22 protein-coding genes and 3 pseudogenes are annotated in these 25272 nt (G+C 42.2%); 7 read left to right on the forward strand and 18 right to left on the reverse strand.

Annotated features, from left to right (window positions below; translation table 11 throughout):
* Positions 1 to 17 precede the first annotated feature (17 nt).
* The 3 genes from HMPREF0650_RS08465 to HMPREF0650_RS08475 form a co-directional block, all read right to left on the reverse strand.
* A complete protein-coding gene (locus HMPREF0650_RS08465; RefSeq protein ID WP_309545639.1) occupies positions 18 to 3116 on the reverse strand; it encodes a SusC/RagA family TonB-linked outer membrane protein in 3099 nt (1032 codons plus the stop codon).
* The gene (locus HMPREF0650_RS13560; RefSeq protein WP_040562973.1) at positions 3065 to 3379 is read right to left on the reverse strand and encodes a carboxypeptidase-like regulatory domain-containing protein; all 315 of its coding nucleotides are present in this window, start codon (positions 3377 to 3379) and stop codon (positions 3065 to 3067) included. The genes HMPREF0650_RS08465 and HMPREF0650_RS13560 overlap by 52 nt, the downstream gene beginning before the upstream one ends.
* Positions 3380 to 3610: 231 nt before the next feature.
* Positions 3611 to 4006 (reverse strand): DUF8479 domain-containing protein, encoded by a 396-nt coding sequence (locus HMPREF0650_RS08475; protein WP_004350031.1) that lies wholly within the window; start codon positions 4004 to 4006, stop codon positions 3611 to 3613.
* A gap of 314 nt (positions 4007 to 4320) precedes the next feature.
* On the opposite strand from HMPREF0650_RS08475, the gene lepA reads away from it, so the two are divergent.
* From lepA to HMPREF0650_RS13810, 5 genes and pseudogenes are all read left to right on the forward strand, one after another.
* Positions 4321 to 6102, forward strand: coding sequence for a translation elongation factor 4 (lepA, locus tag HMPREF0650_RS08480; RefSeq protein ID WP_004350034.1), 1782 nt, complete (start codon positions 4321 to 4323; stop codon positions 6100 to 6102).
* A 45-nt stretch (positions 6103 to 6147) separates the two neighbouring features.
* Positions 6148 to 6744 (forward strand): Crp/Fnr family transcriptional regulator, encoded by a 597-nt coding sequence (locus HMPREF0650_RS08485; protein WP_004350036.1) that lies wholly within the window; start codon positions 6148 to 6150, stop codon positions 6742 to 6744.
* 1075 nt (positions 6745 to 7819) lie between these two features.
* Complete coding sequence (locus HMPREF0650_RS08490; RefSeq protein WP_040562975.1) at positions 7820 to 8134, forward strand: helix-turn-helix domain-containing protein; 315 nt, start codon at positions 7820 to 7822, stop codon at positions 8132 to 8134.
* Positions 8121 to 9266, forward strand: coding sequence for a type II toxin-antitoxin system HipA family toxin (locus tag HMPREF0650_RS08495; RefSeq protein WP_004350041.1), 1146 nt, complete (start codon positions 8121 to 8123; stop codon positions 9264 to 9266). The genes HMPREF0650_RS08490 and HMPREF0650_RS08495 overlap by 14 nt, the downstream gene beginning before the upstream one ends.
* 95 nt (positions 9267 to 9361) lie before the next feature.
* Positions 9362 to 9580, forward strand: a pseudogene (locus HMPREF0650_RS13810) (IS1380 family transposase); the annotation flags it as partial.
* A gap of 109 nt (positions 9581 to 9689) precedes the next feature.
* Here the strand turns inward: HMPREF0650_RS13810 and HMPREF0650_RS08500 are convergent.
* From HMPREF0650_RS08500 to HMPREF0650_RS12805, 3 genes and pseudogenes are all read right to left on the reverse strand, one after another.
* Positions 9690 to 9974: a winged helix-turn-helix domain-containing protein gene (locus tag HMPREF0650_RS08500; RefSeq protein ID WP_004350042.1), complete on the reverse strand. Its 285-nt coding sequence runs from the start codon at positions 9972 to 9974 to the stop codon at positions 9690 to 9692.
* A gap of 4 nt (positions 9975 to 9978) precedes the next feature.
* Positions 9979 to 10626 (reverse strand): hypothetical protein, encoded by a 648-nt coding sequence (locus HMPREF0650_RS08505; RefSeq protein ID WP_004350043.1) that lies wholly within the window; start codon positions 10624 to 10626, stop codon positions 9979 to 9981.
* A gap of 311 nt (positions 10627 to 10937) precedes the next feature.
* Positions 10938 to 11147 (reverse strand): annotated as a pseudogene (locus tag HMPREF0650_RS12805) (transposase); the annotation flags it as partial.
* Here HMPREF0650_RS12805 and HMPREF0650_RS13815 point away from each other — a divergent pair.
* A pseudogene (locus tag HMPREF0650_RS13815) lies at positions 11148 to 11348 on the forward strand (IS1380 family transposase); the annotation flags it as partial. It lies immediately after the preceding pseudogene.
* A 569-nt stretch (positions 11349 to 11917) separates the two neighbouring features.
* On the opposite strand, the gene HMPREF0650_RS08520 reads toward HMPREF0650_RS13815, so the two are convergent.
* The 5 genes from HMPREF0650_RS08520 to dnaN all read right to left on the reverse strand — a co-directional run bounded on the left by HMPREF0650_RS08520 (position 11918) and on the right by dnaN (position 18314).
* Positions 11918 to 13609: a tetratricopeptide repeat protein gene (locus tag HMPREF0650_RS08520; RefSeq protein ID WP_004350044.1), complete on the reverse strand. Its 1692-nt coding sequence runs from the start codon at positions 13607 to 13609 to the stop codon at positions 11918 to 11920.
* An 8-nt stretch (positions 13610 to 13617) separates the two neighbouring features.
* On the reverse strand, positions 13618 to 15279 hold the full coding sequence (gene recN / locus HMPREF0650_RS08525; RefSeq protein ID WP_004350045.1) for a DNA repair protein RecN: 1662 nt from the start codon (positions 15277 to 15279) through the stop codon (positions 13618 to 13620).
* Positions 15280 to 15281: 2 nt separating this feature from the next.
* Entirely contained in the window at positions 15282 to 16199 is a 918-nt protein-coding gene (gene porD / locus HMPREF0650_RS08530; protein ID WP_004350047.1) for a type IX secretion system protein PorD, read from the reverse strand.
* 29 nt (positions 16200 to 16228) lie between these two features.
* On the reverse strand, positions 16229 to 17083 hold the full coding sequence (locus HMPREF0650_RS08535; RefSeq protein ID WP_004350048.1) for a 3'-5' exonuclease: 855 nt from the start codon (positions 17081 to 17083) through the stop codon (positions 16229 to 16231).
* A gap of 106 nt (positions 17084 to 17189) precedes the next feature.
* Entirely contained in the window at positions 17190 to 18314 is a 1125-nt protein-coding gene (gene dnaN / locus HMPREF0650_RS08540; protein ID WP_004350049.1) for a DNA polymerase III subunit beta, read from the reverse strand.
* 169 nt (positions 18315 to 18483) lie between these two features.
* On the opposite strand from dnaN, the gene HMPREF0650_RS08545 reads away from it, so the two are divergent.
* Positions 18484 to 18906 (forward strand): DUF3127 domain-containing protein, encoded by a 423-nt coding sequence (locus tag HMPREF0650_RS08545; RefSeq protein WP_004350051.1) that lies wholly within the window; start codon positions 18484 to 18486, stop codon positions 18904 to 18906.
* Positions 18907 to 19065: 159 nt separating this feature from the next.
* Here the strand turns inward: HMPREF0650_RS08545 and HMPREF0650_RS13280 are convergent, their stop codons facing one another.
* The 7 genes from HMPREF0650_RS13280 to HMPREF0650_RS12810 all read right to left on the reverse strand — a co-directional run bounded on the left by HMPREF0650_RS13280 (position 19066) and on the right by HMPREF0650_RS12810 (position 25006).
* On the reverse strand, positions 19066 to 19227 hold the full coding sequence (locus HMPREF0650_RS13280) for a hypothetical protein (RefSeq protein WP_162013132.1): 162 nt from the start codon (positions 19225 to 19227) through the stop codon (positions 19066 to 19068).
* Positions 19228 to 19286: 59 nt separating this feature from the next.
* The gene (locus tag HMPREF0650_RS08550) at positions 19287 to 20702 is read right to left on the reverse strand and encodes a DUF4270 domain-containing protein (RefSeq protein ID WP_004350052.1); all 1416 of its coding nucleotides are present in this window, start codon (positions 20700 to 20702) and stop codon (positions 19287 to 19289) included.
* A gap of 76 nt (positions 20703 to 20778) precedes the next feature.
* The gene (locus HMPREF0650_RS08555; protein WP_004350054.1) at positions 20779 to 21585 is read right to left on the reverse strand and encodes a glycogen/starch synthase; all 807 of its coding nucleotides are present in this window, start codon (positions 21583 to 21585) and stop codon (positions 20779 to 20781) included.
* 458 nt (positions 21586 to 22043) lie between these two features.
* Entirely contained in the window at positions 22044 to 22466 is a 423-nt protein-coding gene (locus HMPREF0650_RS08560; protein WP_004350056.1) for a biotin/lipoyl-containing protein, read from the reverse strand.
* Between the two features lie 51 nt (positions 22467 to 22517).
* Positions 22518 to 22670 (reverse strand): hypothetical protein, encoded by a 153-nt coding sequence (locus HMPREF0650_RS13340; RefSeq protein ID WP_004350057.1) that lies wholly within the window; start codon positions 22668 to 22670, stop codon positions 22518 to 22520.
* Between the two features lie 25 nt (positions 22671 to 22695).
* Positions 22696 to 24261 (reverse strand): acyl-CoA carboxylase subunit beta, encoded by a 1566-nt coding sequence (locus HMPREF0650_RS08565; protein WP_004350058.1) that lies wholly within the window; start codon positions 24259 to 24261, stop codon positions 22696 to 22698.
* A 91-nt stretch (positions 24262 to 24352) separates the two neighbouring features.
* A complete protein-coding gene (locus tag HMPREF0650_RS12810) occupies positions 24353 to 25006 on the reverse strand; it encodes a PDDEXK nuclease domain-containing protein (protein WP_004350059.1) in 654 nt (217 codons plus the stop codon).
* Positions 25007 to 25272 lie beyond the last annotated feature (266 nt).

The following is a 25272-nucleotide window of genomic DNA, read 5'->3' on the forward strand; positions in this document are numbered from 1 at the left end:
ATATAGTTGTGGATTTGTTAGAATGTGATGTTTAGTCCAATGCTGTATGTGGACATCATCGGGTAGTTATAGCCATCTCCGCTTCCCGAGTTCAAATCAATATCTGAGCTTCCAATGTTGGAAACGTTAACGTCTTTTGTGTATTTATAAAGCGGTGACCATGTAAAAAGGTTCTCTCCAGAGAAAAAGACACTGGCTTGTTTGATGAATTTTGTTTTGCTAAGCCATTGCTGTGGAAGGTTGTATCCAATCTGCAAGCTCTTTAATCTCAGGTATGAGACATCCATCAGATATCGTGTATTAGCGTTGTTGTGTCCTCCATGGAAGGGAGCGTAGTAACCAGCATAGCGGGGCAAGAACGCATTTGGATTTTCTTCTGTCCAATAATTATTCTCATGCCATTTAGGCATTTGATTATATGGGCGGTTATATTGTCCCCAGAACACCGAGGCCTCGTTTGAAGGATACCAGTCTTGTTGACCTACACCTTGGAAAAATGCATTAATCCAAATGTTATTCCAGTCAGCAGATAGAGTAAAACTGTAGATGTAGCGTGGTTCCTCATTGCCAATAATGAATCGGTCTCCGGGATCATCGACCGTATTCTTTCCTCGGTCAATGTATCCATTTCCGTTGCGGTCTTCGAACTTGATGTCACCAGGATACAGTTTGTATGATTTGGAAGTCTGCATCAGTGGATTGTAATATTTCTGTCCTGCAGCAATGGCAGCAGCATTTGCAGCGTCAATTTCCTCTTGGTTTTGCCATAGTCCGTTCGATTCGAATCCCCACAACTCTCCAATACGCATACCTTCATAATAGTTTCCTGCGAGTGACTGATTGGCTCTTGTGCTCAGCGATTTTGTGGCATTATTATATTTGTCAATGACCGAATAGTAGTCAGACAATGTAGCCTTTATCCCATAGTTGAATCGTTTGCCACCCAATTGAAATCCATCTCTCCATGCAATGGCTATTTCATAACCTCGTGTTGTAAGATCTGCATAATTACCTTTTGGGGAAGAAGCTCCGAACACATCTGGTACAGTAGGTCCCGCAACAATCATGTCTGTAGTTTTGCGCACATAGTAGTCGGCGTTGAACATCAATCTATTGTTTATGAAGTTCATGTCAATACCAAAGTTGTAGGTAGTAGCTGTTTCCCAAGTTAGGTCATCGGGCATTGCAGCTGGGCTGGATGTGTAGCGGCGTCGAAGTCCGTCAAGAATATATCCAGACGTAGACACGCCCATTGTTTGGATGTATTGGTAATTGTTTAATCCAGCTGCATTTCCCAGCTGTCCGTATGAACCTCTTAACTTAACATTAGACATCACGTTTGGGTTGACTTTCCAGAAGTGTTCTTCAGATAGTCTCCATCCCATGGATGCTGATGGGAAAAATGCCCAACGATGGTTTTCAGGAAATCTTGACGAGCCTTCATACCGACCGTTTACCTCAAATAGATAACGGTTGTCGTATGAATAGTTGAATCGGAAGAATGCTCCAGCAAATTGGTATGCATTCCATGACGAAGTTATGTTCTTATTATCAGTGCCCATGGCCAAATTAATGTTTTCCACTTCGTCTGTTAGCAAATCATCGTTATATGAAAAAATCTGTTTGGCGTTTTCTTTCTCATAGTTCCAGCCTACCATGCCCTTGAAATAATGAAGTTCGTTGAACGTTTCTTCATACTCTGCATAAATGTTTGTGGCTATATATCTGGTGTTGCGTACGGTTTCTGCTATGTTAGAGCGAATTCCTGCTATATATTCTATTTTGCTTGTGTTGTCATTGTTGACAGATTTAGCGTAAGGTGTGCGAACTTGCTTGGTTGTACGCTCCAGAGAATTCTTTTTGAATGTAAAGTCTCCATTAAGACGAATTTTGTTGTTAAGGAAAGTGGCAATGAACGATGTAGTATTTTTATATTCATCTTTCTTATTATTGATACCACTCTGTCCATATAGCAAATCTCCCACGCCATATACGGCACAATATGTCAGCGTACCGTCTGGATTAAATATGGGGGAAGATGGATGCCCTTCGTCAGCGATGTTGCGCCATATCACTCCATTTCCTTCTGAGTAAGTGATAGGATTGTAATAATTATTATTGGAGAATTCGAAATTATTATTCACTTTCAACCAGTTGGTTATTTGGTAACCAGCTTTAAATCGCATGTTGTACGACTTGTATTTATCTGTCTGTTTTTTGCTATCAAAAAGTCCATCGTATGAAAAGAAACGTCCTGATAGATAGTAGTCGAATTTGTTATCGCTTCCTGAAATAGATAGATTCTGACTTTGGCTAAATACGTGATCTTTATAAAGGATATCGTACATATCTACTCCTTCAGGGTAATACACATATCTACCTTTTGTGCCAATACTTCCATCAGAAACTACTGTTCCGAAATTGCCACTATCATGACGCCGTTTGTATTCTTCCAGCCATGCTGTGGAGAATTGTTGCGTCTTGTTGATGCCTGATGGATTAGAAGAATTGAAGTTATAATAGGCCATATGAAAGTGTTCGGCCCATGTGTAGCCGTCTGAGACAACATCAGGGACATTTGTGGGTCTCTGTATGGAGTAATTCGACGAATAATTGATTTTAGCAGTACCTTTCTGAGGATTCTTTGTGGTAATTAATACCACACCATAAGGAGCTCGTGCACCATAGATGGCCGATGCTGCCGCATCCTTTAGCACTGAGACGTTTTCAATGTCATCTGGATTTAACAATGAGGGGTCTCCTTCCACGCCATCGATTAGGACCAAGGCGCTGCCACCATTAATTGAACCCGTCCCACGAATATTGAAAGCAGAGCTGCGTCCAGGCTTACCATCAGCCAGACTAATGTTCAGGTTTGGTACTACACCCTCCAGCATCTGTGTCACATTGGCTGTTGGTCTGCCTTTAAAAACCTCAGATGAAACCTGATCAACTGCTCCTGTCAGATTAGCCTTCTTCTGGGTTCCATATCCTATAACAACAACTTCGTTAAGATTTTTTGAATCTTCTTCCAGCTTAACGGAGTAGGATTCAACTCCTTGTTTTACTGTAATTTTTTTGTTATAAAACCTATATATGAAATAACTATTGTGGATCCAATAGGAACATGCTGTAAGGTGGCTATTCCCTCCATATTAGTAATGGCACCAACATCTGTTCCCTCTATTGAAACTGTAGCACCAGTGATGGCACCTAATTGATCGGAAACAATACACAGGATGGTCATGTCCTTTTTGTTGGAAACTTGCCTACTTTGTATTGATTCGCGAAATTCACTTGCATTGGCAAAGCCACTGTTAACTGGAATTATCAAAGAACCAGCTAAAAGTAGTGTTGCTAAACTTCTCCTTTTACCCATAAATAACTTTTTGTTTTAATTATAACTACAATCTTACAATTTTTGCTTGCAAAAGTACACTGCTCATGTTGCTAGGAGGTTACGAAGCTATGTAAAAAAGATAACACCATGGGTAGCTGGTAGTATAAAAGCACTATAAAAATGCTATACTACTGTATAGATCATAATTTTTCAGTCAATATGTTATTTCATTTTCAGGTGGGGATGCTGTCTTTAGAAATCTGATAGAATTTACTGATAATCCTTTGTGCGTATTGTTTGCTGATATAATATTTTCTGTGGTTCTTTATCTGAATGCACTATGTAGGCAAAATTATATTTTGCTTCTTTTAGTTTCTTAATACTTGTATTGTCCTTAATTTCCTTCACCATGAGTTGGTGTATTTTATCCCTGTTCTGTGCTACAATTTGCGCATTGTCCAATTCACCAACAAATGAACAGTGGTAAGTGTAGGTCTTGGTGTCTTTTTGAAAGGTCACACTGTCCGTCCTTGTGCCATTAACAACTGGGGTAGGGCAGTATTTATCCGTATATTCCTTGGCTTCTCTTGCGCATCTGTCTTCCAGACTCTCATGACATGAAGACAGCATGGGGATTAATAAAATAGCGATGAATAATTTTTTCATGTATTCTTACATTATAAGCATTTCGAAGCTCGTATGTGCCGAGTGAAAAGCTAGTTTTTTCAGTTATGTTTGGGCGGATTCTATCCACTGCAAAGATACAAAGTTTTTACTAATTTTATCATTTCGTTCGTTGATATATGGTTTTAAATAGTTATCTTTGCATAAGATTGGAGGCCTTTGAATCAGTTTGACGAACATAATGAAATTCATGGCACTATTTACTAACAAAAGGATTGATTTCACTCTTTTAAACTAACGATTGAACTTCCTTTATAGCGGTAGTACAATCTTTGATACGATAACGAAAATATCTGATGGATCAAATAAGAAACTTTTGCATCATTGCCCATATTGATCATGGAAAATCAACATTGGCAGATCGATTGCTGGAATATACTAAAACGATTCAAGTAACTGGTGGACAGATGCTTGATGACATGGATTTGGAAAAAGAACGCGGCATCACGATTAAAAGCCACGCTATCCAAATGGAATATCAATATGAGGGACATAATTATATATTAAATTTGATTGATACTCCGGGTCACGTGGACTTTTCTTATGAGGTAAGTAGAAGTATCGCTGCATGCGAGGGTGCTTTGCTGGTTGTCGACGCTACGCAAGGTGTGCAAGCGCAGACCATCTCTAATCTATATATGGCCATCGAGCATGACCTCGAGATTATCCCTGTCATCAACAAGATTGACATGCCTTCTGCCATGCCAGAAGAGGTTGAAGATGAAATCGTAGAATTGATAGGGTGTGACCGTTCTGATATTATTCGCGCATCTGGTAAGACAGGTGAGGGTGTTAGCGATATATTAGATGCTGTGGTGCAACGCGTTCCACATCCTGTGGGGGATGAGAAAGCTCCACTCCAGGCATTAATTTTCGACTCTGTTTTTAACAGCTTTCGTGGTATCATTGCCTATTTTAAAATAGAAAATGGATGCATCAAGCAGGGCGATAAGGTAAAGTTTTATAACACGGGAATGGAATATGATGCCGATGAAATTGGCATTCTTAAGATGAATATGGTTCCCCGGCGAGAAATGAAAACCGGAGAAGTAGGCTATATCATCAGCGGCATAAAAGATGCGAAGGAGGTGAAAGTGGGAGATACCATCACCCATGTAAACCGTCCCTGCGAAAAGGCTATTGCTGGTTTCCAGGAGGTGAAGCCCATGGTGTTTGCAGGTGTTTATCCCATCGATCCTAATGACTACGAAAACTTGCGAACATCTCTTGAAAAACTTCAACTCAATGATGCCTCATTGTCGTTCTCTCCTGAATCGTCTGTGGCACTTGGCTTTGGTTTCAGATGTGGATTCTTAGGACTCTTGCACATGGAAATCGTGCAAGAACGTTTGGATAGAGAGTTCAACATGGAGGTGATTACAACTGTGCCCAACGTATCTTATATGGTTTACGACAAGCACGGAGATGCAAAGGAAGTTCATAATCCGTCTGGTTTGCCAGAAGCAACGATGATTGAACATATTGAAGAACCCTATATTCGAGCTACTATTATTACGGATGCCAACTACATTGGTCCCATCATGACGCTCTGTTTGGAGAAGAGAGGCGAGCTGGTTAAGCAGGAGTTCATATCTGGAAATCGCGTGGAATTGCATTTCATGATACCGTTAGGAGAAATTGTTATCGATTTCTACGATAAGTTGAAATCCATCTCAAAGGGTTATGCATCGTTCGATTATCACGTAGACTCGTTCCGACCCTCAAAGTTGGCCAAGCTCGACATCTTGCTCAATGGAGAGCCTGTGGATGCGCTGTCTACCTTGACGCATCAGGACAATGCTGTGAGTTTGGGTAGAAGAATGTGTGAAAAACTCAAAGACTTGATACCAAGACAGCAGTTCGACATAGCCATTCAAGCTGCCATCGGAGGGAAAATCGTCGCCAGGGAAACCGTGAAATGCGTCCGTAAGGATGTAACCGCTAAATGTTACGGTGGCGACGTGAGCAGAAAACGTAAATTGTTGGAGAAGCAAAAGAAAGGAAAGAAACGCATGAAACAGATTGGAAATGTTGAAGTTCCGCAGAAAGCGTTCCTTGCCGTGCTGAAACTAGATTGATGTTTAACGCAAACTGAAGATTAATAACTTTTCAATACCAGACAAATGAAAGAACCTGTTAATACACCTCGTGATATTGCAAGGGAATTGGCACGTAGATACAGTACGATGACACACGAGGAGTTGGATGCACTTGAAAGCATTCTCGTTCCCATGAAATTTGCGAAAGGTGAAATGATTCTCCGTGAGGGAGAAGTGTGTCGCAATATTTACTATCTCGACAAGGGATTGATACGTCAGTTTTATTTCAAGAACGACAAAGAATTAACAGAACATTTAGGCGAAGACCACACCATCTTTATGTGTATTGAGAGTTTGTTCAAAGAGCAGCCCAGTCACCTTCAAATAGAAGCACTTGAGGCTTCCATTGTTTATGCCATGCCCAAAGATAAGTTGGAGCTGATATCTCTGCATCATGTGAATATTCAAATGATGTATCGAAAGATATTGGAAGAAAGTTTGATTATTTCGCAGGTTCATGCCGATTTAATCCGGTTTGAGTCAGCGCAGAATAGATACAAGCGGATGTGTAAACTGTCTCCCCAAGTTATCTTGCGAGCTCCTTTGACCTATATTGCCAACTATTTACAGATGACTCCCGAAACATTGAGTAGGGTGAGGGCCTCTACTTTGTTGGATTGATTTTCGATTTCCATGCGGAAAATCCAAAATGAATAAAATAATCTGTTTGTATTTATTTGTTGTTGTTAGTGTTTGTGGCACTAATGGCCAGACAAAGATTAAGGTGTTGTAAAAGACAAAAATAACATAGGTATAGAATATGTAACAGTATGCGTGGATAGTATCTTCACTTTAACAGATAGAAACGGACAATTATCCCTCGAATTACAATCGGTATCAAGGGTGATATGACTTGTACACATATTGGTTATAAAAAGAAAGTAACACCGTATTCTATATATAAAGCCTCAAATCCGCAACTAAGCCCTTGAACGTCCTTATTGCGGGATTTGAGGCTTTACAAATATGCTGAGCTTTAAAAATAATCAGTACACAGTTTATAAATTGATATTTGCAACAAACTTGCCAAATAAATATCCAAACTTATATAAAAGAAACATAAGTATAAGAATACCTACTATTTTATAATATGTAGGATAAGAATCCATTAATTTTCCTAAAAATTTCATAAAAAAGTCGCCTCCCTTAATTCCGCAACACTATTATCAATTAAACTTTTTAAGTACCTGATCAACAAAAAGTTGCCCAGGATTTTGCCAAGTCGAAGAATTCACTTATCTTAGTGTTGCAAAATAAGCAAGAGTATTCAACGATAGACATGGCAAATATACAAATTAAATCTGAGAAACTCACTCCTTTTGGGGGATTATTTTCAATCATGGAGCAATTTGATAATCAACATTGTCGTAGAAGATGCCAATCCCCCATTACAAATCCTTTATATAGAAGGATTTAACGATGTTGCACAGAAGTTCGTTAATGCAGGCTTTAGAAAAAGCTTGAATTATAATTTTTGTTTTAATAAAATGGCTTTTTATAGGCTTTTAGTTTAGGCTATTACTGTGTAACTATATGAATATAAGAACTTATGGTCCATCACTCCAAATTTCGGAAGACCCAAAATAATTCATGTCTTCTTGCAGAAACGAAATCAAATCATTATATTTGCAGTAACTAATACAATAGTTATTAAATAGTAATATTTAATATAACAACTAACATAGAGGTTACTATAATGTACATTTTTGAACCTATATCAACTGAAGACATCCTCAAACGACTGTCAAGCAACTGCCGATTACGTCGGCTGGAAAAGAACATCTCTCAGAAAACACTGGCAGAGACAAGTGGTGTACCACTGTCCACGATACAGCTGTTTGAGCATACTGGGGCGATTTCCCTTACCAGCTTCGTGAAGATTGTCCGTGTACTGGGCTATGCGGACGATATGATGGAGTTGATAGGCAAGCCCAAGTATTCAAGCCTTGACGAAATGATTCGGATTAACAAGAACAAAAACAGAAAGCGAGGAACCGATGAGAGCGTTTGAGTCCTTGAAAGTGTTGTATCACGGACGCCTGGTTGGAAGACTGACTACGGGAGTCAACGATACCTGTCTTTTTCAGTATGACAGGGAATGGCTTGACACTGGTTTTTCCATATCACCATTAAAACTGCCGTTGAAGCCGGATTTGTTCGAGGCCGACTATCTGCCTTTCCAAGGCAACTTCGGTGTGTTTGAGGACTGCTTACCCGGAGGCTATGGCGAATACATGCTACAGAAGAATTTAAAGAAGCAAGGCATCAACTACTATGGCCTTAACACTTTGCAAAAATTGAGCATCGTTGGTTCATCCGGCATGGGTGCCTTGTGCTACGTCCCAGACAACAAAATTACAACGTCGCAAGATATCGTCGACCTTGATGCGGTGCAGCAGGCAGCCACGGACATCCTGTCGGGCAAGACAGATAAAAATGCAGGCATGCTATACGCCCACAGCGGAAACTCAGGAGGTGTACGCCCCAAGATACTCTTGTGGGAAGATGGGCGTGGATGGATTGTCAAGTTCCGTCACCTCAACGATCCCATAGAGTCGGGAATCATAGAATTCATGTACAACCAAGCTGCCAAGGAAGCAGGCATCACCGTACCACGGTTCAAGCTCTTCAATGGTAGATATTTTGGCGAGGAACGTTTCGACCAGACTCCCAATGGCGAGCGCATCCACATGGTTACAGCCAGTGGATTGCTCAACGAAAGTATCAACCCACCCAAGATGGACTATAAAACGTTGCTCGCATTGACAGGCTATATCACGCAAGATCCCATGGAGGTGGAACAGCAATTCCGAAGGATGGCGTTCAACTACTATGCGGAGAATTTCGACGATCATGCGCGGAATTTCTCCTTTCTCTATATTAATGGAAAGTGGAAACTCTCCCCTGCATACGACATGACCCATGACAGCCCTTTAGGCCAGCATGCCTCCACGGTCTGTTTCAAAACAAATCCCACTGAAGAAGATTTTATTGAGGTGGGGATGTCCGTTCAGATGACACGAAAACTTTGTTCTGACATCATCGAAGAAGTGAAACCCATCGGTCAACAACTTGTTAGAAAACTGAAAGAGAAAAACTACTGCATGGTTGGATTCATACAGAAGTATTTTGAACAGATTTGATGTTACCTTGACCAGTTGGCAAGCATGGAATTATATGGCATTTATTGTGATTTTGATGAAAAAAGTGATAAAGAGAAAAAAGTCAAGATAAGTTCTTTATGTCGTTATTCAGACATGCGCTGATTAATTCCAACAAGAAGAAATTTCTGAAGACAATTCGGTACGAATTGCTATCAACGCCAGCCTATTTGGGGAGAACAAAAGACAAGCATATCCTATATTTGGCCAGATCACTAAAAACACGACAATCATTCTTATCCATATGGAAAAAATTAAAGGATTTCTCTTTGCCGTACGACACAGAGAAATCCTAATGACCGATTTGGGTTTAAGAGTTCACATATCCCCATTATACACCTTAAATGTCCCGTTTTTACCTTCCCATCTCACATAAAGTTTTTCCCTTTTTACCCTTATACTTTTTTACCTTTGTATATATTCCTTGAGCGCCTCAACGTATTCTTCAAAGGCTTTAATACCTTCGGCGGTGAGCTTGCAGGTGGTTCGGGGGCGCTTTCCCTGAAAACCCTTCTCAACTTCGATGTAACCGGCGGTGGAAAGCTTGTCTATCTGCACACTCAGATTGCCCGCCGTGGCGCCGGTCTGTTCACGAAGATAGACGAAATCGGCCTCGTCTACGCCCATCAACAGCGACATCACGGCTAATCGGAGTTCACTATGAAGCAATGGATTCAATGGTTTCAACATGCCGTCACACCTCCTTCTGCTTGATAATCCAAGCTGGCAAGATCAGTCCCACGGCACTAACACCGGCCAATACCAGCATCTCCGTAGGGCCAGGCATCACCAGTGCTAACATACACCCCACCATACCGGCTATAAAACCGCAATAGGTAATAATCTTACTGTCGAGTATCTTGCCACTAGTCATACCCGCAATACCCATCAACAAAATAATAATGGCAGTAATAGGAACATAATAGGTATGAACTTGCGATGCAGCGTCGGGCACTAAAACCGGCACATGAATCTGGAAGAAAGCTATCATTCCCAATACAAAACCTAATGTACCTGCCATCACACCCATTGAACCCCATACATATCCTAAGGTCTTGCTCACGAAAGTTTCGGACAGTTTGGGCTTATTTCGGTTAGCCCATCGCTCACCAAGACTCACCAATCCCAGGGTTCCCCACAGCCCGTTGGCACCAGGCCCCATAGAGGAATGCGCCCAAAAATGGCCAACCACCAGGGCAATCACCATCACACTGATGCCCCAGAGCATCATACTCTTCCAGCTACCTCGGGTAATCGTCCGGCGACTTTCCTCCAATGTACGACTGATAATCTCCAGACTGCGCTCGGCAGTCAATTCATTTTTCTCGCTTGCAGCTTCCATATTCACAATTCATTAAATGTTTTACAATACAGTTTACTTGTGATCACAATGCAAATATAAATAAGTTTATATTATAAATCAAATAAGTTTAGAAAATAAACCGATATATTAATATTAATTAACGTGAGTTTAACGAATTGTAACTATTCAGCAATCATAGACATTGAATATCAGCAACTTGCAGACTTACTATTATAGTAGAATACTCAAAAATGATACTATTTGCCAAAATTCTCATGTATTTATTCTTGTAACTCGCTGATTATCAACATTACTCAATAAATATTGATTGCTGAATAGTTACAACGAATTTAGAATAAAGTGAGCTGTGTATCGAATGTCCTTTGTACATTGATGCACGGCTTCTTTGGGAATAAGCAATATGCAGCAACAGCTCCCAATATATTGACGATGAAATTGTCGAAGCATCTATGTCTGGAGTGTTCTACTTGGGCAATGTTCTTGAGCTCATCGTTCACCGTTTCAATGATAGCTCTCTTTCTGAGAAGAAGTTTGTCGGAAACGCTCCGATTAATTCCAACAAGAAGAAATTTCTGAAGACAATTCGGTACGAATTGCTATCAACGCCAGCCTACTTGGGGAGAACAAAAGACAAGCATATCCTATATTTGGCCAGATCACTAAAAACACGACAATCATTCTTGTCCATATGGAAAAGATTAAAGGATTTCTCTTTGCCGTACGACACAGAGAAATCCTAATGACCGATTTGGGTTTAACACAAATGCTGGGCGTTTTTTCAACGAACTTGTTCGTGTGTTGTAAATATGCGAATAATTGGGATGTTTTGTTATCTGTTTGTCTGTTAGCGTCTTATGCTATTTTTAAGTCTCAAACGAAATCAAAAAGCAAAGTGTTTGGGACAAAAACGCCTTTTGTTGTGCAAAAAAAGAGCTTCGATATGATGCAGATTGGGCAGCTATAGGTTGCAGATTAGACGTTAAAAGCATGCTAATAGCTGCTTTATTCCATGTGAATAAGTTACAAGATCGTGAATTTAAGGCTTTGAACGTCTAAAAGATCTCCAGATTTTTTCTATTTTTCAATTTTGTTTTGTCAAAGAAAACGAATTGAGTTAACAAATGAAAGATTTATTAACATAGTCAGGTTTCGTTGATTGCCAACCAGCCTTATTTTTATATCGTGTCGCAAATAGCAATTCCATTCGCGTACCTACTAATGGGCATGCTTGTTTTTTACATCGAGCATCCTTGCTCAACTGAAAGAGCCGTGTGTGTTTGTTGACGACCTTACATAAAGAGAAGTAGCTTTATTTGTATTTGTCGATAAAGTCTTTGGCTCTGGCATCGCCTAATTCCTTCGCTTTATTCAAGGTTTCCAGTCCTTCTTTCTTTTGCTTATTTTGTACTTGCGCTAATCCTTTAATGAGATAGGCATCGGCATAACTTGGTGCGAGGGAGATGCATAAATCGGCCGTTTTGATAGCGTCTTCGTATAAATTTACTTTCAATTGTAGCGAAGCCATCTCTGCTAAGTACGTAGGTTCTTGTCGGTTCAATACGGCTGCATGAGCAATGTCGTTCAATGCCTGTTGATATCTTCGCAACTGTGAATTGCACTTATAGCGCGTGTAATAAAATTCGTGACTGGCTCTGCCCAGCATCAACGTGTCATATTGATTATAATCTGCCAATGCTTTTTTGTATTCTCCAATCTGGTCGTAAGCTACACCGCGTGCCAACACATAGGGAGCAGCCACTGGTGTCAAAGGCTGTGGACAGGCTGCAACGGCACTATCCAGTAAGGTTAGAATCTCTTTCTCATCAGCTTTGAGTTGAGTTTTTGCCTGTGCTGCTTCGTAAAATAGTTCACCAGAGCGTAACGATGTTTTCGTTAGCGCCATGAACATGTCATAGGCCTTTTGATAATTTCCTTTGGTAAAAATAATCTGTGCTTGTTGGTGCTGGTACACAGGAAGTGGATTGATGTTGTTTGCTTGTGTGGCTTCATCAAGTGCCTTATCTAATGACCATTGCGTAAAGGTGGAGTCGGGCTGATAAAGTTGTTGCTGATAGATGAGTTTGGCATACTCGGAGTGAGCTACATCCTTGTTTTTCGCTTGCTTAATTGCCGTTTCCATCTCGTCGGCAGCCTGTGAAAGTAGCCCTTTGCTGGCAAAAATATTTGCTTGCGCTACATATCCATCGACAGATTGCGGGAACAGTCGTTTAAAGTCTTGCACATATTTGAGATAGTTCTTATGATTCTGTTCTCTTGACATCATCAGCATGACCAGCGCATCTGACTCCTTACTTGGCATTTGTGTGCGTATAGAAGTTTGTCGCAATACAGGGTCAGCAATGCTGAGTCCGGTGTTTACTTTCATGTCGTTCATGAACTTTGCATCCACAGCATGTGTCTCATCGGCACTGTTGGCATGTTGCAATATACCAATGACCTCACCCTTCGCATTCACAAAAGGGCAGCCCTCCTTGTTCGCCGGCGCTTCGGAAGAGAAGATATAATAGGCGTACTTATCCATAAAGGTTTCTACCTTTTGGATAGGAATTTGCTTGATATCAAGTGATTTGATGGAATAGCCTACGACAGATACTTTCTCATTCGCCTTCGAGGTAGACGCAGCAATTTTTGCAGGAGTGGTGTTTCCTGCTACTTTAAACTTGCATACGTCATATAGTTCGTTCGCTCCAATCATAACGTCAACTGTCATGGCCTTGCCTTGAGCATCAATCACTACAGCACTGTCGGCTCCCACAAAAGGTTTCCATGTACTGATGGCTTCCCCATTTTCTCCAACAAATACACCGCGTGTTGAACTAAGCAGTGTTCCATCGGCTTTGAACGTAGTTAATGAGAAAACCGATTTTGCTGCCTTTTTTACATTTGCAGACTGTGCGTTAACCTGGGAATGCCCCCCTAGTAGCAAGGCAATGAGGGTGGTGAGGGTTAGAATTGTTCTTGATTGTATTGGATGTATCATTGTGCTATTTATTTCATATTTAAAAGTTCGCGTGCGTTGGCAAGCGCTGCTTCAGTGACATTACTTCCACTCAGCATCTGAGCCACTTCCTGTACACGTTGGTCTTGGTTAAGTTCATACATGTTGCTTACCGTACTGTCTTTTGACTCAGACTTGCTTACCTTATAGTGGGTTTCTCCAAGGGCAGCGATTTGTGGAAGATGAGTTATACTGATGACTTGTCGGCCATCCTTACCCATTTCGTCCATGATGTATGCCATTTTCTCGGCAACACTACCACTCACGCCCGTATCTATTTCGTCAAAAATGATGGTAGGAAGTTTGACAGCCCCGCTAATCATAGCCTTTAATGACAGCATGACGCGCGCTATCTCACCACCGGAAGCAACTTGTGATACGGGTAATAAGGGTGAATTGGTGTTGGCGCTAAACATGAAAGAAACGCCATCTTGCCCTTTGTTTCCCAATGGTTTCTGGGTGATTTCAACTTTGAAACGGATTTTAGGAATACCAAGAGGTACCAAGCGACTCGACATTTCCTTTTCAATAGCTTTGGCGGCTTTTTGTCTTATTGTTGTCAGTTGATTGGCTTTCTTCGTACATTCTATGAGCAGTTGGTCAACATGTGCTTGTAGTTTTTGTAGTTCTTCGTCACTATGGTCAATATGCTCCAGTTGTTTTTTTATTAACTTTTGTTGAGTGAGTAATTCGGTAACGGATTCCACATGGAATTTGTGCTCCAATGCATTGATTAAATCAATTCGCTCTTGAAGTTTTGCCAGCTGTTGAGGGTCGAAGTCAATGTTTTCGGTTTTGTTCTGAATCTCGTTCTCTATATCTTTTAGTTCGATATAACAGCTTTCAGTTCTTTGTGCAACATCTTCGATGGGTGAGTAAACTTCCTTGATACCATCCAGTTGTTGAGTAATCGTTCTCAGTGCTTCGATGATGCCAACAGATTCTGCGGACAGCAACTGTTCTGACTGATACAGGGCAGTCTTGATTTCTTCTGCATGTTCGAGCGTGGCAAGTTCCTGTTCGATGGTTTCCTGTTCTCCCTCAACAAGTTGTGCTTGTGCGAGTTCACCATACTGAAAGCGTAAGAACTCTTCGTTTTCTCGACTTTTTGCAATGTCAGCTTTCAATTCTTCCAACTGTTCAGCAGCCTTCTTGTATTCTTGATAACAAGTCTGATATTGGGCCAAACTCTTGCTGTCCTGCGTAATGATGTCGACAACTTGTAGTTGAAAGTCTTCCTGGTTGAGCAAAAGGTTTTGATGCTGTGAATGGATATCAATCAATTGTTCCCCCAATTCTTTCATGGTAGCAAGAGGTACAGGGGTGTCGTTGATAAAGGCCCTGCTCTTTCCTGAGCTGTAGATTTCCCTTCTCACGATACAGTCAGTTGCATCATCATCGATGTCATTCTCTTCGAAAAAGTGGAGAAGATTGTATTTGCTGACATCAAAATGAGCTTCAATCAGGCATTTTTCCTTTCCAGATCTGATGAGTTTTGTGTCGGCTCGATTGCCCTTCAAGAGGCCAATGGCCCCAAGTATGATGCTTTTGCCTGCTCCTGTTTCGCCCGTAATGACGGAAAATCCCGGATGAAAGTTGATGTCAAGTTCATCAATCAGCGTAAAGTTTTGAATATGTAATTGCTTCAGCATCTTTATTCTTTGATTTTTTCCCATGCATTGTTTTGGGAAGCGTTGATGGAAAACAGTATTTCGTAAACCCGTTCTTTCTCTTTCTGAGTTCCTTTTCCGCTGTAGATATTAGCCAGTTCATCACGCTTATAATCGGTCCATATCTGTGGCAACAAGCTTAACGGTCTGTTTTCGTGACTTTTTTTCAATCCCTCTTCCAATGCGGTTGTGATGTTTGTTCTTCCTCGCTCAACGTTTGTGGCCATTTGGTCTAAACCGTTTCTGAAATAATCGTATTGCAGTTGGCGGAAGGGTGACATGGCGCTATCCATGTAGTCGTTAATGATGGCAAAACGGTTTCGGCTGTCGTCGAATGATTTCCAACCCGTAAAATTAAGATTCTGCGCATTATTGGTTAGGTTGAGGCATCTTTGCAGTATGTCTTCACCGCCCATGGGGGAGAAGGAGTCTAGATTCAATCCAATGATGAGATAAGCATAATAGGCAATCAAAGCAGTGAGCTGGTTATTGATGGACTCTTCATTGAATTCGAGTTGATCGAATTGGGCAAACTCAAAATTAAAGTCGTTATCTGTATTATTATATAATGTAGTGGTGTAAGCAGAGTTGAATACGGGCCTATTGGCTTGTATCAATGCCCGACAAGTGAACATGTTTGTGGCTTGATCGTATTTGGTCACCGTAATGTTGAAATTACATGGAATGCGTTCTATGCGTTGGAACTTCAGGTTGGTCCACTGCCGGTCATTGATGAATCTAGTGAGTGTCTGCTCCAAGTTTTCAAAAATGCTGGCATCCGTACCTTGTATTTGGTTGTGGTTGATATGGATACGCGCATTCAATTCCTGACTGTATACCGGCGAATAGACGCCAGCAGCCAAGAAAAGACTGAATATGAGGAGGGATACAAACTTCTTCATCTGTCAAAAAATCAGTGCGCCAATCGTTCTTATTTCTTGTTAAACTCTCGTAAGCGTATACGGGTGAGCACCTGTTTCGTGTTGTTGGTAAAGTCATTGGATAACATCCAACTGTAATAACCTGGATCTTTTAGAAGAACTTCTGTCACGGCACAACCTTTATATTTACCGAAGTTGAACACTTCTTGTCTCATGGGTGAACCGTCTTCTGTGGTCAACACCTTGCCGTCAGCACCTTTCATGTCTCGCCAAACTATACGGCCGGCAAAATCGACATTGTCATTCATCTTGGAGAATTCGGCCAAGTATTTCATGTCGTTGGGCAATGCTCTGTCTGCTTCTTCGGCTGTTTCGGGGTTGTATTTGTCTAGTTGTCCCATCAATACACGATAGGTAACCTCTGCATCTTGGTCTGCCCGATGGGCTTCAAAGTCGTCTTCCATTTTCCGGCCACAATAGAATTTGTATGCTGCTGCCAGGTTGCGTCGCTCCATCTTGTGAAAGATAGCTTGGGCATCAACCAAATTGCTTTTACTGAAATCGAAGTCAATGCCTGCACGCAGGAATTCTTCAGCCAGTATAGGTATGTCAAAGTGATTCGAATTGTAGCCTGCAAAATCACAACCTTTAAATTCTTCTGCTAACTTTTGCGCTATATCTTGGAACTTGGGTGCATCTGCTACATCTTCGTTGGTAATGCCCGTCAATGCAGAAACCTCGAGAGGTATGTTCTTTTCAGGATTGACAAGAATGTTCTCGCGCTCTTCTTTTCCGTCTGGAAATACTTTGATGTAAGATATTTGGATGATACGGTCTTTTACTAAGTCAAGTCCTGTTGTCTCGAGGTCAAAAACTATGATTGGTTTCTTTAAATTCAGTTTCATTTTTAAGTGACTTGTCTATGAATAAAATGGAAATATCTACCCGATATCGAAATAATAGTTTTCTTTACTGGGTAGATATGTTTTGCGTCATGCGAATAGCTGCATATCAGTCATTAAGCAGCATTGGCATAATGAGCATCAGGATGTCTTCGTCTTCCTCCTGTGTCGTCGGGACAATGACACCTGCACGGCTTGGATCAGCCAGTTGTATTGTTACATCTTCACTTTCAAGGTTGGTGAGAATCTCTGTCAACGAACTGCCCTTGAAACCAATGTTCATGGTTTGTCCGGAGTAGTCGCAAACGATGCTTTCCTTGGCACTTGTCGCAAAGTCTATGTCTTCTGAAGAGAGCTCCAGTTTACCAGTTTCCAAATGAAGCCGTACCAGTTGGCTGCTTTCACTTGCAAAGGGTAGGATGCGTCTCAAGGCGCCCAGGAGTCCCTTGCGATCGACGGTGAGTTGATTGGGATTGTCCTGCGGGATGACAGAGTTGTAGTTAGGGTATCTGCCCTCTATCAATCTGCACGATAATGATCCTCCTGCATAATGTATTTCGGCGTTCTTCGTATCAAACTTAATGACTGCATCTCCCTCGTCTTTTGTCAGAACGTTTCTTAGCAACATGGCTGGTTTCTTGGGTAAGATGAACGATGCCGGCGTTTCACTCTTTAGTTTGAAGTTTTTGTTTCTAACGAGTTTGTGTCCATCGCTTGCCACGATTGCCAAACTGTCGCTCGTCAGGTCGAAATATATACCGTTCATGACAGGCCTCAGCTCGTCTTGTGCTGTGGCAAAGAGAGAACGGTTGATGTTATCATTGAGAATCCCAGCATTCATCGTAATGACGGTTGCACCATCTGGTATTGCTTGTGATTCGGGATATTCTGCCGCATTTTGAGCAGTGAAGTTGTATACACCATTCTGGTATTGTATCTGAATGGTTAAATTGGTCACATCCACTTCAAAAGTCAGCGGTTGCTCTGGCAACTCCTTAACGGCGTCAAGAATGGTGCGGCTGGGCACAGCAAACTTGCTTTCACCATCACATTCATCAAGTTGCAATGATGTGCGCATGACATTTTCACTGTCACTGGCGGTAATGTTCAGCTGTTTATCTTGAATATCGAAGAGAAAACTGTCAAGAATTGGTAATGAATTCTTGCTGTTGATAACCTTTGAAAGTGTTTGTAAGCGACTGTTCAAAGCACTGCTTGATAATGTAAATCTCATTGGTATATTGTTTTAAATGTTTGTCTGTATTTAATAGTTACAAAAATACAAAAAAGCATTGTGTTGGACAAAAAAAGGTACTAAAAGTTTCTTTTTTTAGAAGTATTTTGCTAATTTCGCAAAACAGAAGACACACATGTCAGATAATTTATTTAAAAAAACACTATAAATGGAATTACAAGGAAAAGTTATTGCTGAAATGCCTGAAAAAAGTGGGACGTCAGCGAGAGGAGAATGGAAAGTGAAGGAATATGTCATCGAAACGCACGACCAGTATCCTCGCAAGATGGTCTTCTCTGTTTTTGGTGAAGATCGCTTGCAAAGATTTAACGTTCAGGTAGGACAAGAGGTGTTGGTGTCGTTTGACATTGATGCTCACGAATATAATGGTCGTTGGTTCAATAGCATCCGTGCTTTCGATGTACGTCAGGTTGATCCAGCTACGTACGGTGTACAGGGAGCGCCCGTGCCACCAGTCACATCCGATAACACGACTACACAGCAGGCTGACCCACAGCAAGGTGGAGCACAAGCTCCATTCCCCCCACAGTCTGAAACGGTAGGAGACAATGCCGACGACCTGCCATTCTAACGTACAACAGCCAATTGTAAATTACATAAAAAAGAGGATATGTCTATTGATGGACATATCCTCTTTTTTTGAGAAACCGCAGTTTGTATATTGCTTGTTGGACTGAAGGTCCAACTGTAAGTGTTTGTGTCAAGAATTACATGTGCAAGGAAAGGGCATTCATCGTGAGATGCAATCAGATGGAACCTGGCTGCAACTCTCTGACTTACCTGGCTGAAACTTCACATCAGACTTTTCATCGTGGATGATTGCACCTTTGTGAACTTGCTTTTGGCTTGCCTTTGGCGAGGTTTTAAATGGAGCTTTTTCTTTTTTATCCATTCTTTCTTCCGCTCCTCGTAATCTCTTCTTTTCCGTTCCAGATAATTGTCTGCCATGACTTATTTAAAGTGTGAGTAGATGACAGACAGCGTCTGCTTGTTTGAACCGCCAAAGAGTTTAGTGCCAGACAGTGACATGTCGTGTACTACGTTGGTCAGAATCTGTGTCTGATTGAACGTGTAATAAGACGTGGTCACCGGTATGACAACCAGTTTGTTCCAATTTTCCGACTGTTTACCTGTAGCCTTGTTGCGCGCCATGGCCTTGATGACACTTCCAATGTTATTGAAGGTATAACCATTGTTGGCCCTGTCGTACGTGGCGAGGAAAGACGTTTTGTAGTCGGCAACTCGTTTGTGCTCAAAGAATGTATATAAACTGTCTTTCTGAATCAGCAAGAGTGTCTTCGGAATGTCCAATGCAAACTTGGAATTAACCTCATTGTTGATTCGTTTCAAATGAATTTTTGCAGCGTTGATTGAATCTTTTTCATGCCCTTTACAGATTTCTTCAACAGGGATTGTAATCTCTGTGAAGATGCCAGCGGGTGATTTTAAGTAAGTGTTGTTCTTGTCACTCACCAACTCGTTAATCGTCTTTCGGTCATTCACCATGGTTGATGTCTGCAATACCTCTTCGGTGCCTGAGAATGAAGCTGTTCCTGTATAGGTGCTGTCCTTATTAGCGAACCTGAAATAAATGTTCAGTTGTGTCCTGAATATGTAAGCCATCGAACCTAAACCACTGACGTGTTTGAAATAGAATCCCGGCACAACATGCTGGGTAAATGTCATGGAATTCTTGAAATATTCAGGATGTTGATAATACTGGTTTAGGATATACGTGCCATAGTTCTTATATCTTTTGCCGTTTTTGTCGGTGTATGGCTGGTTCAGCTTAATCTTGATATGGTTGGTGTAGTTCTTGTCCCATCGGGTCTTTTCGCTGATTTGCTGGTCTGTCAATGTGTAAACCTTATCAGCTTGTAATCCATTAGTGCCGACATACCCATTTTCTATAGGGTCAAAATTAGAATAATAGGTGTTAGCTTCGCTCATGGGTCTGCTCATTTCGTAAGCAGTTAGCTTCATAGGCGCCAGCGAGTCACCATAGAACTTGTCGTAGTACAGTCTGATTTCGCACGAATCTGCCACAATCATTCCATCTTCTTTGTTGACCATTTTGTCAGCATCAGGAAATTGATAGTTTTCCTGAATGTGGAATTGGGTCATGAAATTTCCGGTGATGTATCCCCCAGTTTCCGGGTCTCTAATCTTTCCCAAATATCCCAGGGTGTTTCTTGACAACACCGAATCTGCCGCGATAGAACGGGTAGAAACCATGAATGTATCGGTTGAAATTTGTAGATTGTCCAACGAGTTGGTCAATGATATGCCCACATTGTCGGTCGTATCGTCACATGCCGTGAACATGAGTGCGGCAAATGCAAGAACTGCAATAATCTTATTTCTCATTTGTGTTTAAGCTGTATTAAGTGCTGTAAACGAATCTGTTGGTGCTTCTGGATGTCTTTTTGTGACCCAAACGTGCTTATTTCTGCAAAACAAGATCATAGAACTCTTGGTAGGCCTTCGTGAAATCACTTCCAGGATACTTCAAGAATGGCAGTTCTTTGTCTGCACAATACTTCAAGAGCTTTTCGTTGACGTCAGTGCCAGCCTCGATAATGCCATCACTATAGTCAATGGCCAGTTTGCCCAGTTCGAAGAAGTCGAACTTCTCATTATATGGCTTGAGTAAATCCAGCTTGGCGTCTTTAAACTGCACGCATCTTTTGAAGTTGGTTCCCAGGTCGGTCTTGAGTTGTGTTTGAAATAGGGATGATATTACCTTGGCGTTTGCAAACGAAGGCTCGTCTTTATAGGCTGTCTTTACATAAAGCGGAATCACGGCTCCCATCCATCCTTGACAATGAATGATGTCGGGTACCCAGCGCAGCTTTTTCACTGTTTCAAGAACACCACGTGCAAAGAAAATAGCGCGTTCGCCATTGTCAGGATATTCCGTTCCAGATTCATCTACCGTCATTTGTCGCTTTGTGAAATAATCTTCGTTGTCGATAAAGTAAACTTGTATTCTCACTTGCGGAATAGATGCAACCTTGATGAGCAGTGGATGATCGGTATCATCAATAATCAGGTTCATACCTGAAAGGCGGATTACTTCATGCAGTTGGCCACGTCTTTCATTAATGTTTCCCCATTTTGGCATGAAGGTCCTGATTTCGCAATCATTTTCTTGCATGGCCTGAGGAAGGTTACGTCCCATGAGCGACATCTCAGTCTCTGGAACGTAAGGTGTCATCTCTTGGTTGATAAATAGAATCTTCTTCGTCATGTCCTTGTTTGGCGTTTACTTGTTTAATGTTGGCAGTATGGCTGTGGCATGCAAATCATCAGCTTGGCAGCTTGCAATATCTGACCTTTATAGCAGCTTGTTACAATTCCCCAACATTGCAGCCTACAACATCCGCCCACTGCAAAGATACGAAAAATAATCGAATTACTGGCGTTAATTCTCTTAATTCGGTGTTCAAGTCCTTGCAATTTGTTATTTTTAAACTTTCCGCGTGCCACCTGTCTTTACATTCCTTATCCGCTTTTCTATGATAAATGCCTGTGCAGCATAATAGGTTGTACAGGCATCTATGGTTTATCCAAACTTGTTTTGTCTTGATGAGAACTCGTGAGTGGTGTGCCCATACGCATTATGGCATCCTGTTGTCCTCTACAACGAGATGCTGTCTGCGTGGTTTTACATCCTCCTGTCTCTTGTGTATAGTGCGTCGCGGCCGTTTATTCTATCACCACCAGCGGGGTGTCTTCCATGACACTTTCACCTTGCTTGATGCAGATGGCCGTCACTTTGCCGTCCTTCTCGGCCTCGATGTTGTTGGCCATCTTCATGGCTTCCAGCACAACAACCGTGTCGCCGGCTTTCACCTCGTCGCCTACATGCACTAAGATGTCGGTGATAACGCCAGGGAGTGGCGCCTTCACGGCATGGTCGGTGTTGACGTTGGTGGCCGACTGACTTTCTTCTTCTGGCTCGTTGGCTACCGGTTTGTTCAACACGGGCTTTTTTTCGGGTTCCGGTTCTGCCTCAAGTTCAACATTAAAGTCTTCACCATTGACAATAACCTGTGCGATATTGTCGACGATGTTTCCTATCTCGACTGTATATTCCTTGCCGTCGATAATGTATTTGAATTTTTTCATAATCAGTGTTTCCTTTCTCTTAAATAGGTGAGTGGTTTACTTTGCTCCGCACTATCGTGGCTTCTCCGTGAAAGAGACGAATTTAGCGTCCCACATACTCTGCTTGGGCTTGATGGTTATTTTGCCCGATTCGATGTCGTGTACGTTGTTTCCCCTATATTCATAGAGAGCCATTGCGATGGCTGCATAAATGTTCTTATCCATGTCTGTTTTCTTCTACTTGATGTTTCTACATAGGCATGCATCCGTGCTTCTTGGCCGGAAGGCTCTGTCGCTTGTGTGCCAGCTGTGCCAGTCCACGGCAGATGCGGAAGCGTGTGTTGCGAGGTTCGATGACATCGTCTATGTAACCATACTGAGCTGCCTGATAAGGATTGGCAAACAGTTCTGTGTACTCGTCTTCCTTCTCGGCCAGGAAGGCACGCACGTCCTCACCAGCCTCTTTCTTTGCTTTTGCTTCTTTCGCACTTAAAACAGCCACGGCACCCGAAGCTCCCATCACGGCAATCTCGGCTGTTGGCCATGCAAAGTTGAGGTCAGAACGCAATTGCTTGCATCCCATCACTATGTGACTTCCGCCATAGCTCTTGCGTAGCGTGATAGTAATCTTTGGTACGGTGGCCTCGCCATAGGCGTAGAGCAGCTGTGCGCCATGCAGGATGACGGCATTGTACTCCTGACCGGTTCCCGGAAGGAAGCCCGGAACGTCCACCAATGAAACAATGGGGATGTTGAAGGCGTCGCAGAAGCGAACGAAGCGCGCTCCCTTACGACTGGCATTGGTGTCCAGCACGCCGGCGTAAGCCTGTGGCTGGTTGGCCACGATGCCCACGCTCTGTCCGTTGAAGCGGGCAAAGCCGGTGATGATGTTCTTGGCAAATTTGGGCTGTACCTCGAAGAATTCGCCATTGTCCGTAATCTCAGCAATCACCTTATACATATTATAGGCCATGTTGGGGTCGTCGGGCAATAGCTCGTTGAGCAAGTCACTCGTGCGGTCAACAGGGTCTGTGTTCTCCACGCGCGGTGCCTCTTCGGTGTTGTTGGAGGGAAGATAGGTCAGCAGCGTCTTGATAAGCTGTATCACTTCCTCATCATTCTTGGCCGTAAAGTGGGTCACGCCGCTCTTCGTGGCATGCACGCTGGCACCTCCCAGGTGTTCGGCGTCGATGTCTTCGCCAGTCACCGTCTTGACCACCTTCGGGCCTGTGAGGAACATGTAGCTGGTTCCTTCGGCCATCATGATAAAGTCTGTCAGGGCAGGAGAGTACACGGCACCACCTGCGCAAGGGCCAAGGATGGCAGAAATCTGCGGAACCACGCCACTGGCAAGGATGTTTCGTTCGAATATCTCACCATAGCCAGCCAAGGCACAAATGCCTTCTTGGATGCGCGCTCCACCCGAATCGTTCATGCAGATGACGGGAGCTCCGTTCTGCATGGCCAAATCCATAATCTTACATATCTTTTCAGCCATGGTCAATGAGAGCGATCCTCCGTTCACGGTGAAGTCCTGTGCGTAAACGTAGACTAAGCGGCCGTCAATGGTGGCACTGCCCGTCACGACGCCGTCGCCCAGGAACTGTTTCTTCTCCATGCCGAAGTTGTGGCAGCGGTGCAGCTTAAACATGTCGTATTCTTCGAACGAACCCTCGTCTACGAGCATGTCAATTCGCTCGCGCGCCGTGTATTTTCCACGCGCATGCTGCTTCTCTATCGCTTTCTCGCCACCGCCAAGACGAGCTTGTTCTCTCTTGGCTACCAGCTCTTTAATCTTTTCTACTTGTTTACTCATATTATTATTCAATCTTTTAGTTTCGATATATATGACGTCACAAAGGTAATAATAATTAGTGAAAGGTTGATGGGTTGAGGCGTAATTTATGTTATTGTAACACGGCTCTTTCGTTTATAGAAAGTTGTTTGTTGTCAAAAACAATCATTTGCCGTTCAACGAAGTCGCCCATGTCCGTGCGTATGTGCTGTTGTCTTCCTACGAAGGCAAATCCCTTACCCATTTCCATAATAAACTTCTGCAAATGGTTAATGATGCTGCCTTCCAGTTCAGACTCTGTAAAGTCTGCATCCGACTGCAAGCCAAGAAACTCTGCCACCATAGGATTTTTGATAAATTCCAACTTATCCTGTTGCATAGGAGCTGTGAGCTTGTGCATCTCGTCAACAACCTTATCTTTATGTGCAGATTGGAGTAGGCGGTTATAATATTGTGAGGCAATATTACGGTGCAAGGTGCGGGTGCTCCACATCTCCCTCAATGCCTCTTGTTCATACCACCTACGCACAATAGGATCTTCCACCCTTATCAGTTCCCGGTAATGCGTCCATGGCAGAATTTTTCTGCTAAGCGGAAATGAATCTTTAGATTTTGTACGCACTGCGTTTACAATCTCAGATTGCCCACTCATAGTGTTGACGTTTCCTAATTGTTGACGCACTGCGTCTACTTTTGCTGATTGTTGACTCACTGCGTCAACAATCTGTGGAAAACAACGATAAAACTCGCATAGGGAATTGACCATAAATTATTTATTTCTTTTAAAATATTGCAAAATACGCAGAAATATATTATAAAAAAATTGCAAAATACAAAAGAAACCTTATCTTTGCCAACAAATTAAATACAGACAGAGATTGGAATCAGCTTTTTCACATAGCCGCTTACACCATTGCTCCAAACATTCTTTGGTGCAGAATGTGCTGCAAAGAAAAAACAACTTTCTTTTTTTTAACGCAAATTATTTGGTAGTTCCAAATAATTTTGTACTCTCTCTCTCTCTCTCTCTCT

The sequence above is a fragment of the Hoylesella buccalis ATCC 35310 genome, from assembly GCF_000177075.1.
Classification (GTDB): Bacteria; Bacteroidota; Bacteroidia; order Bacteroidales; family Bacteroidaceae; genus Prevotella; species Prevotella buccalis.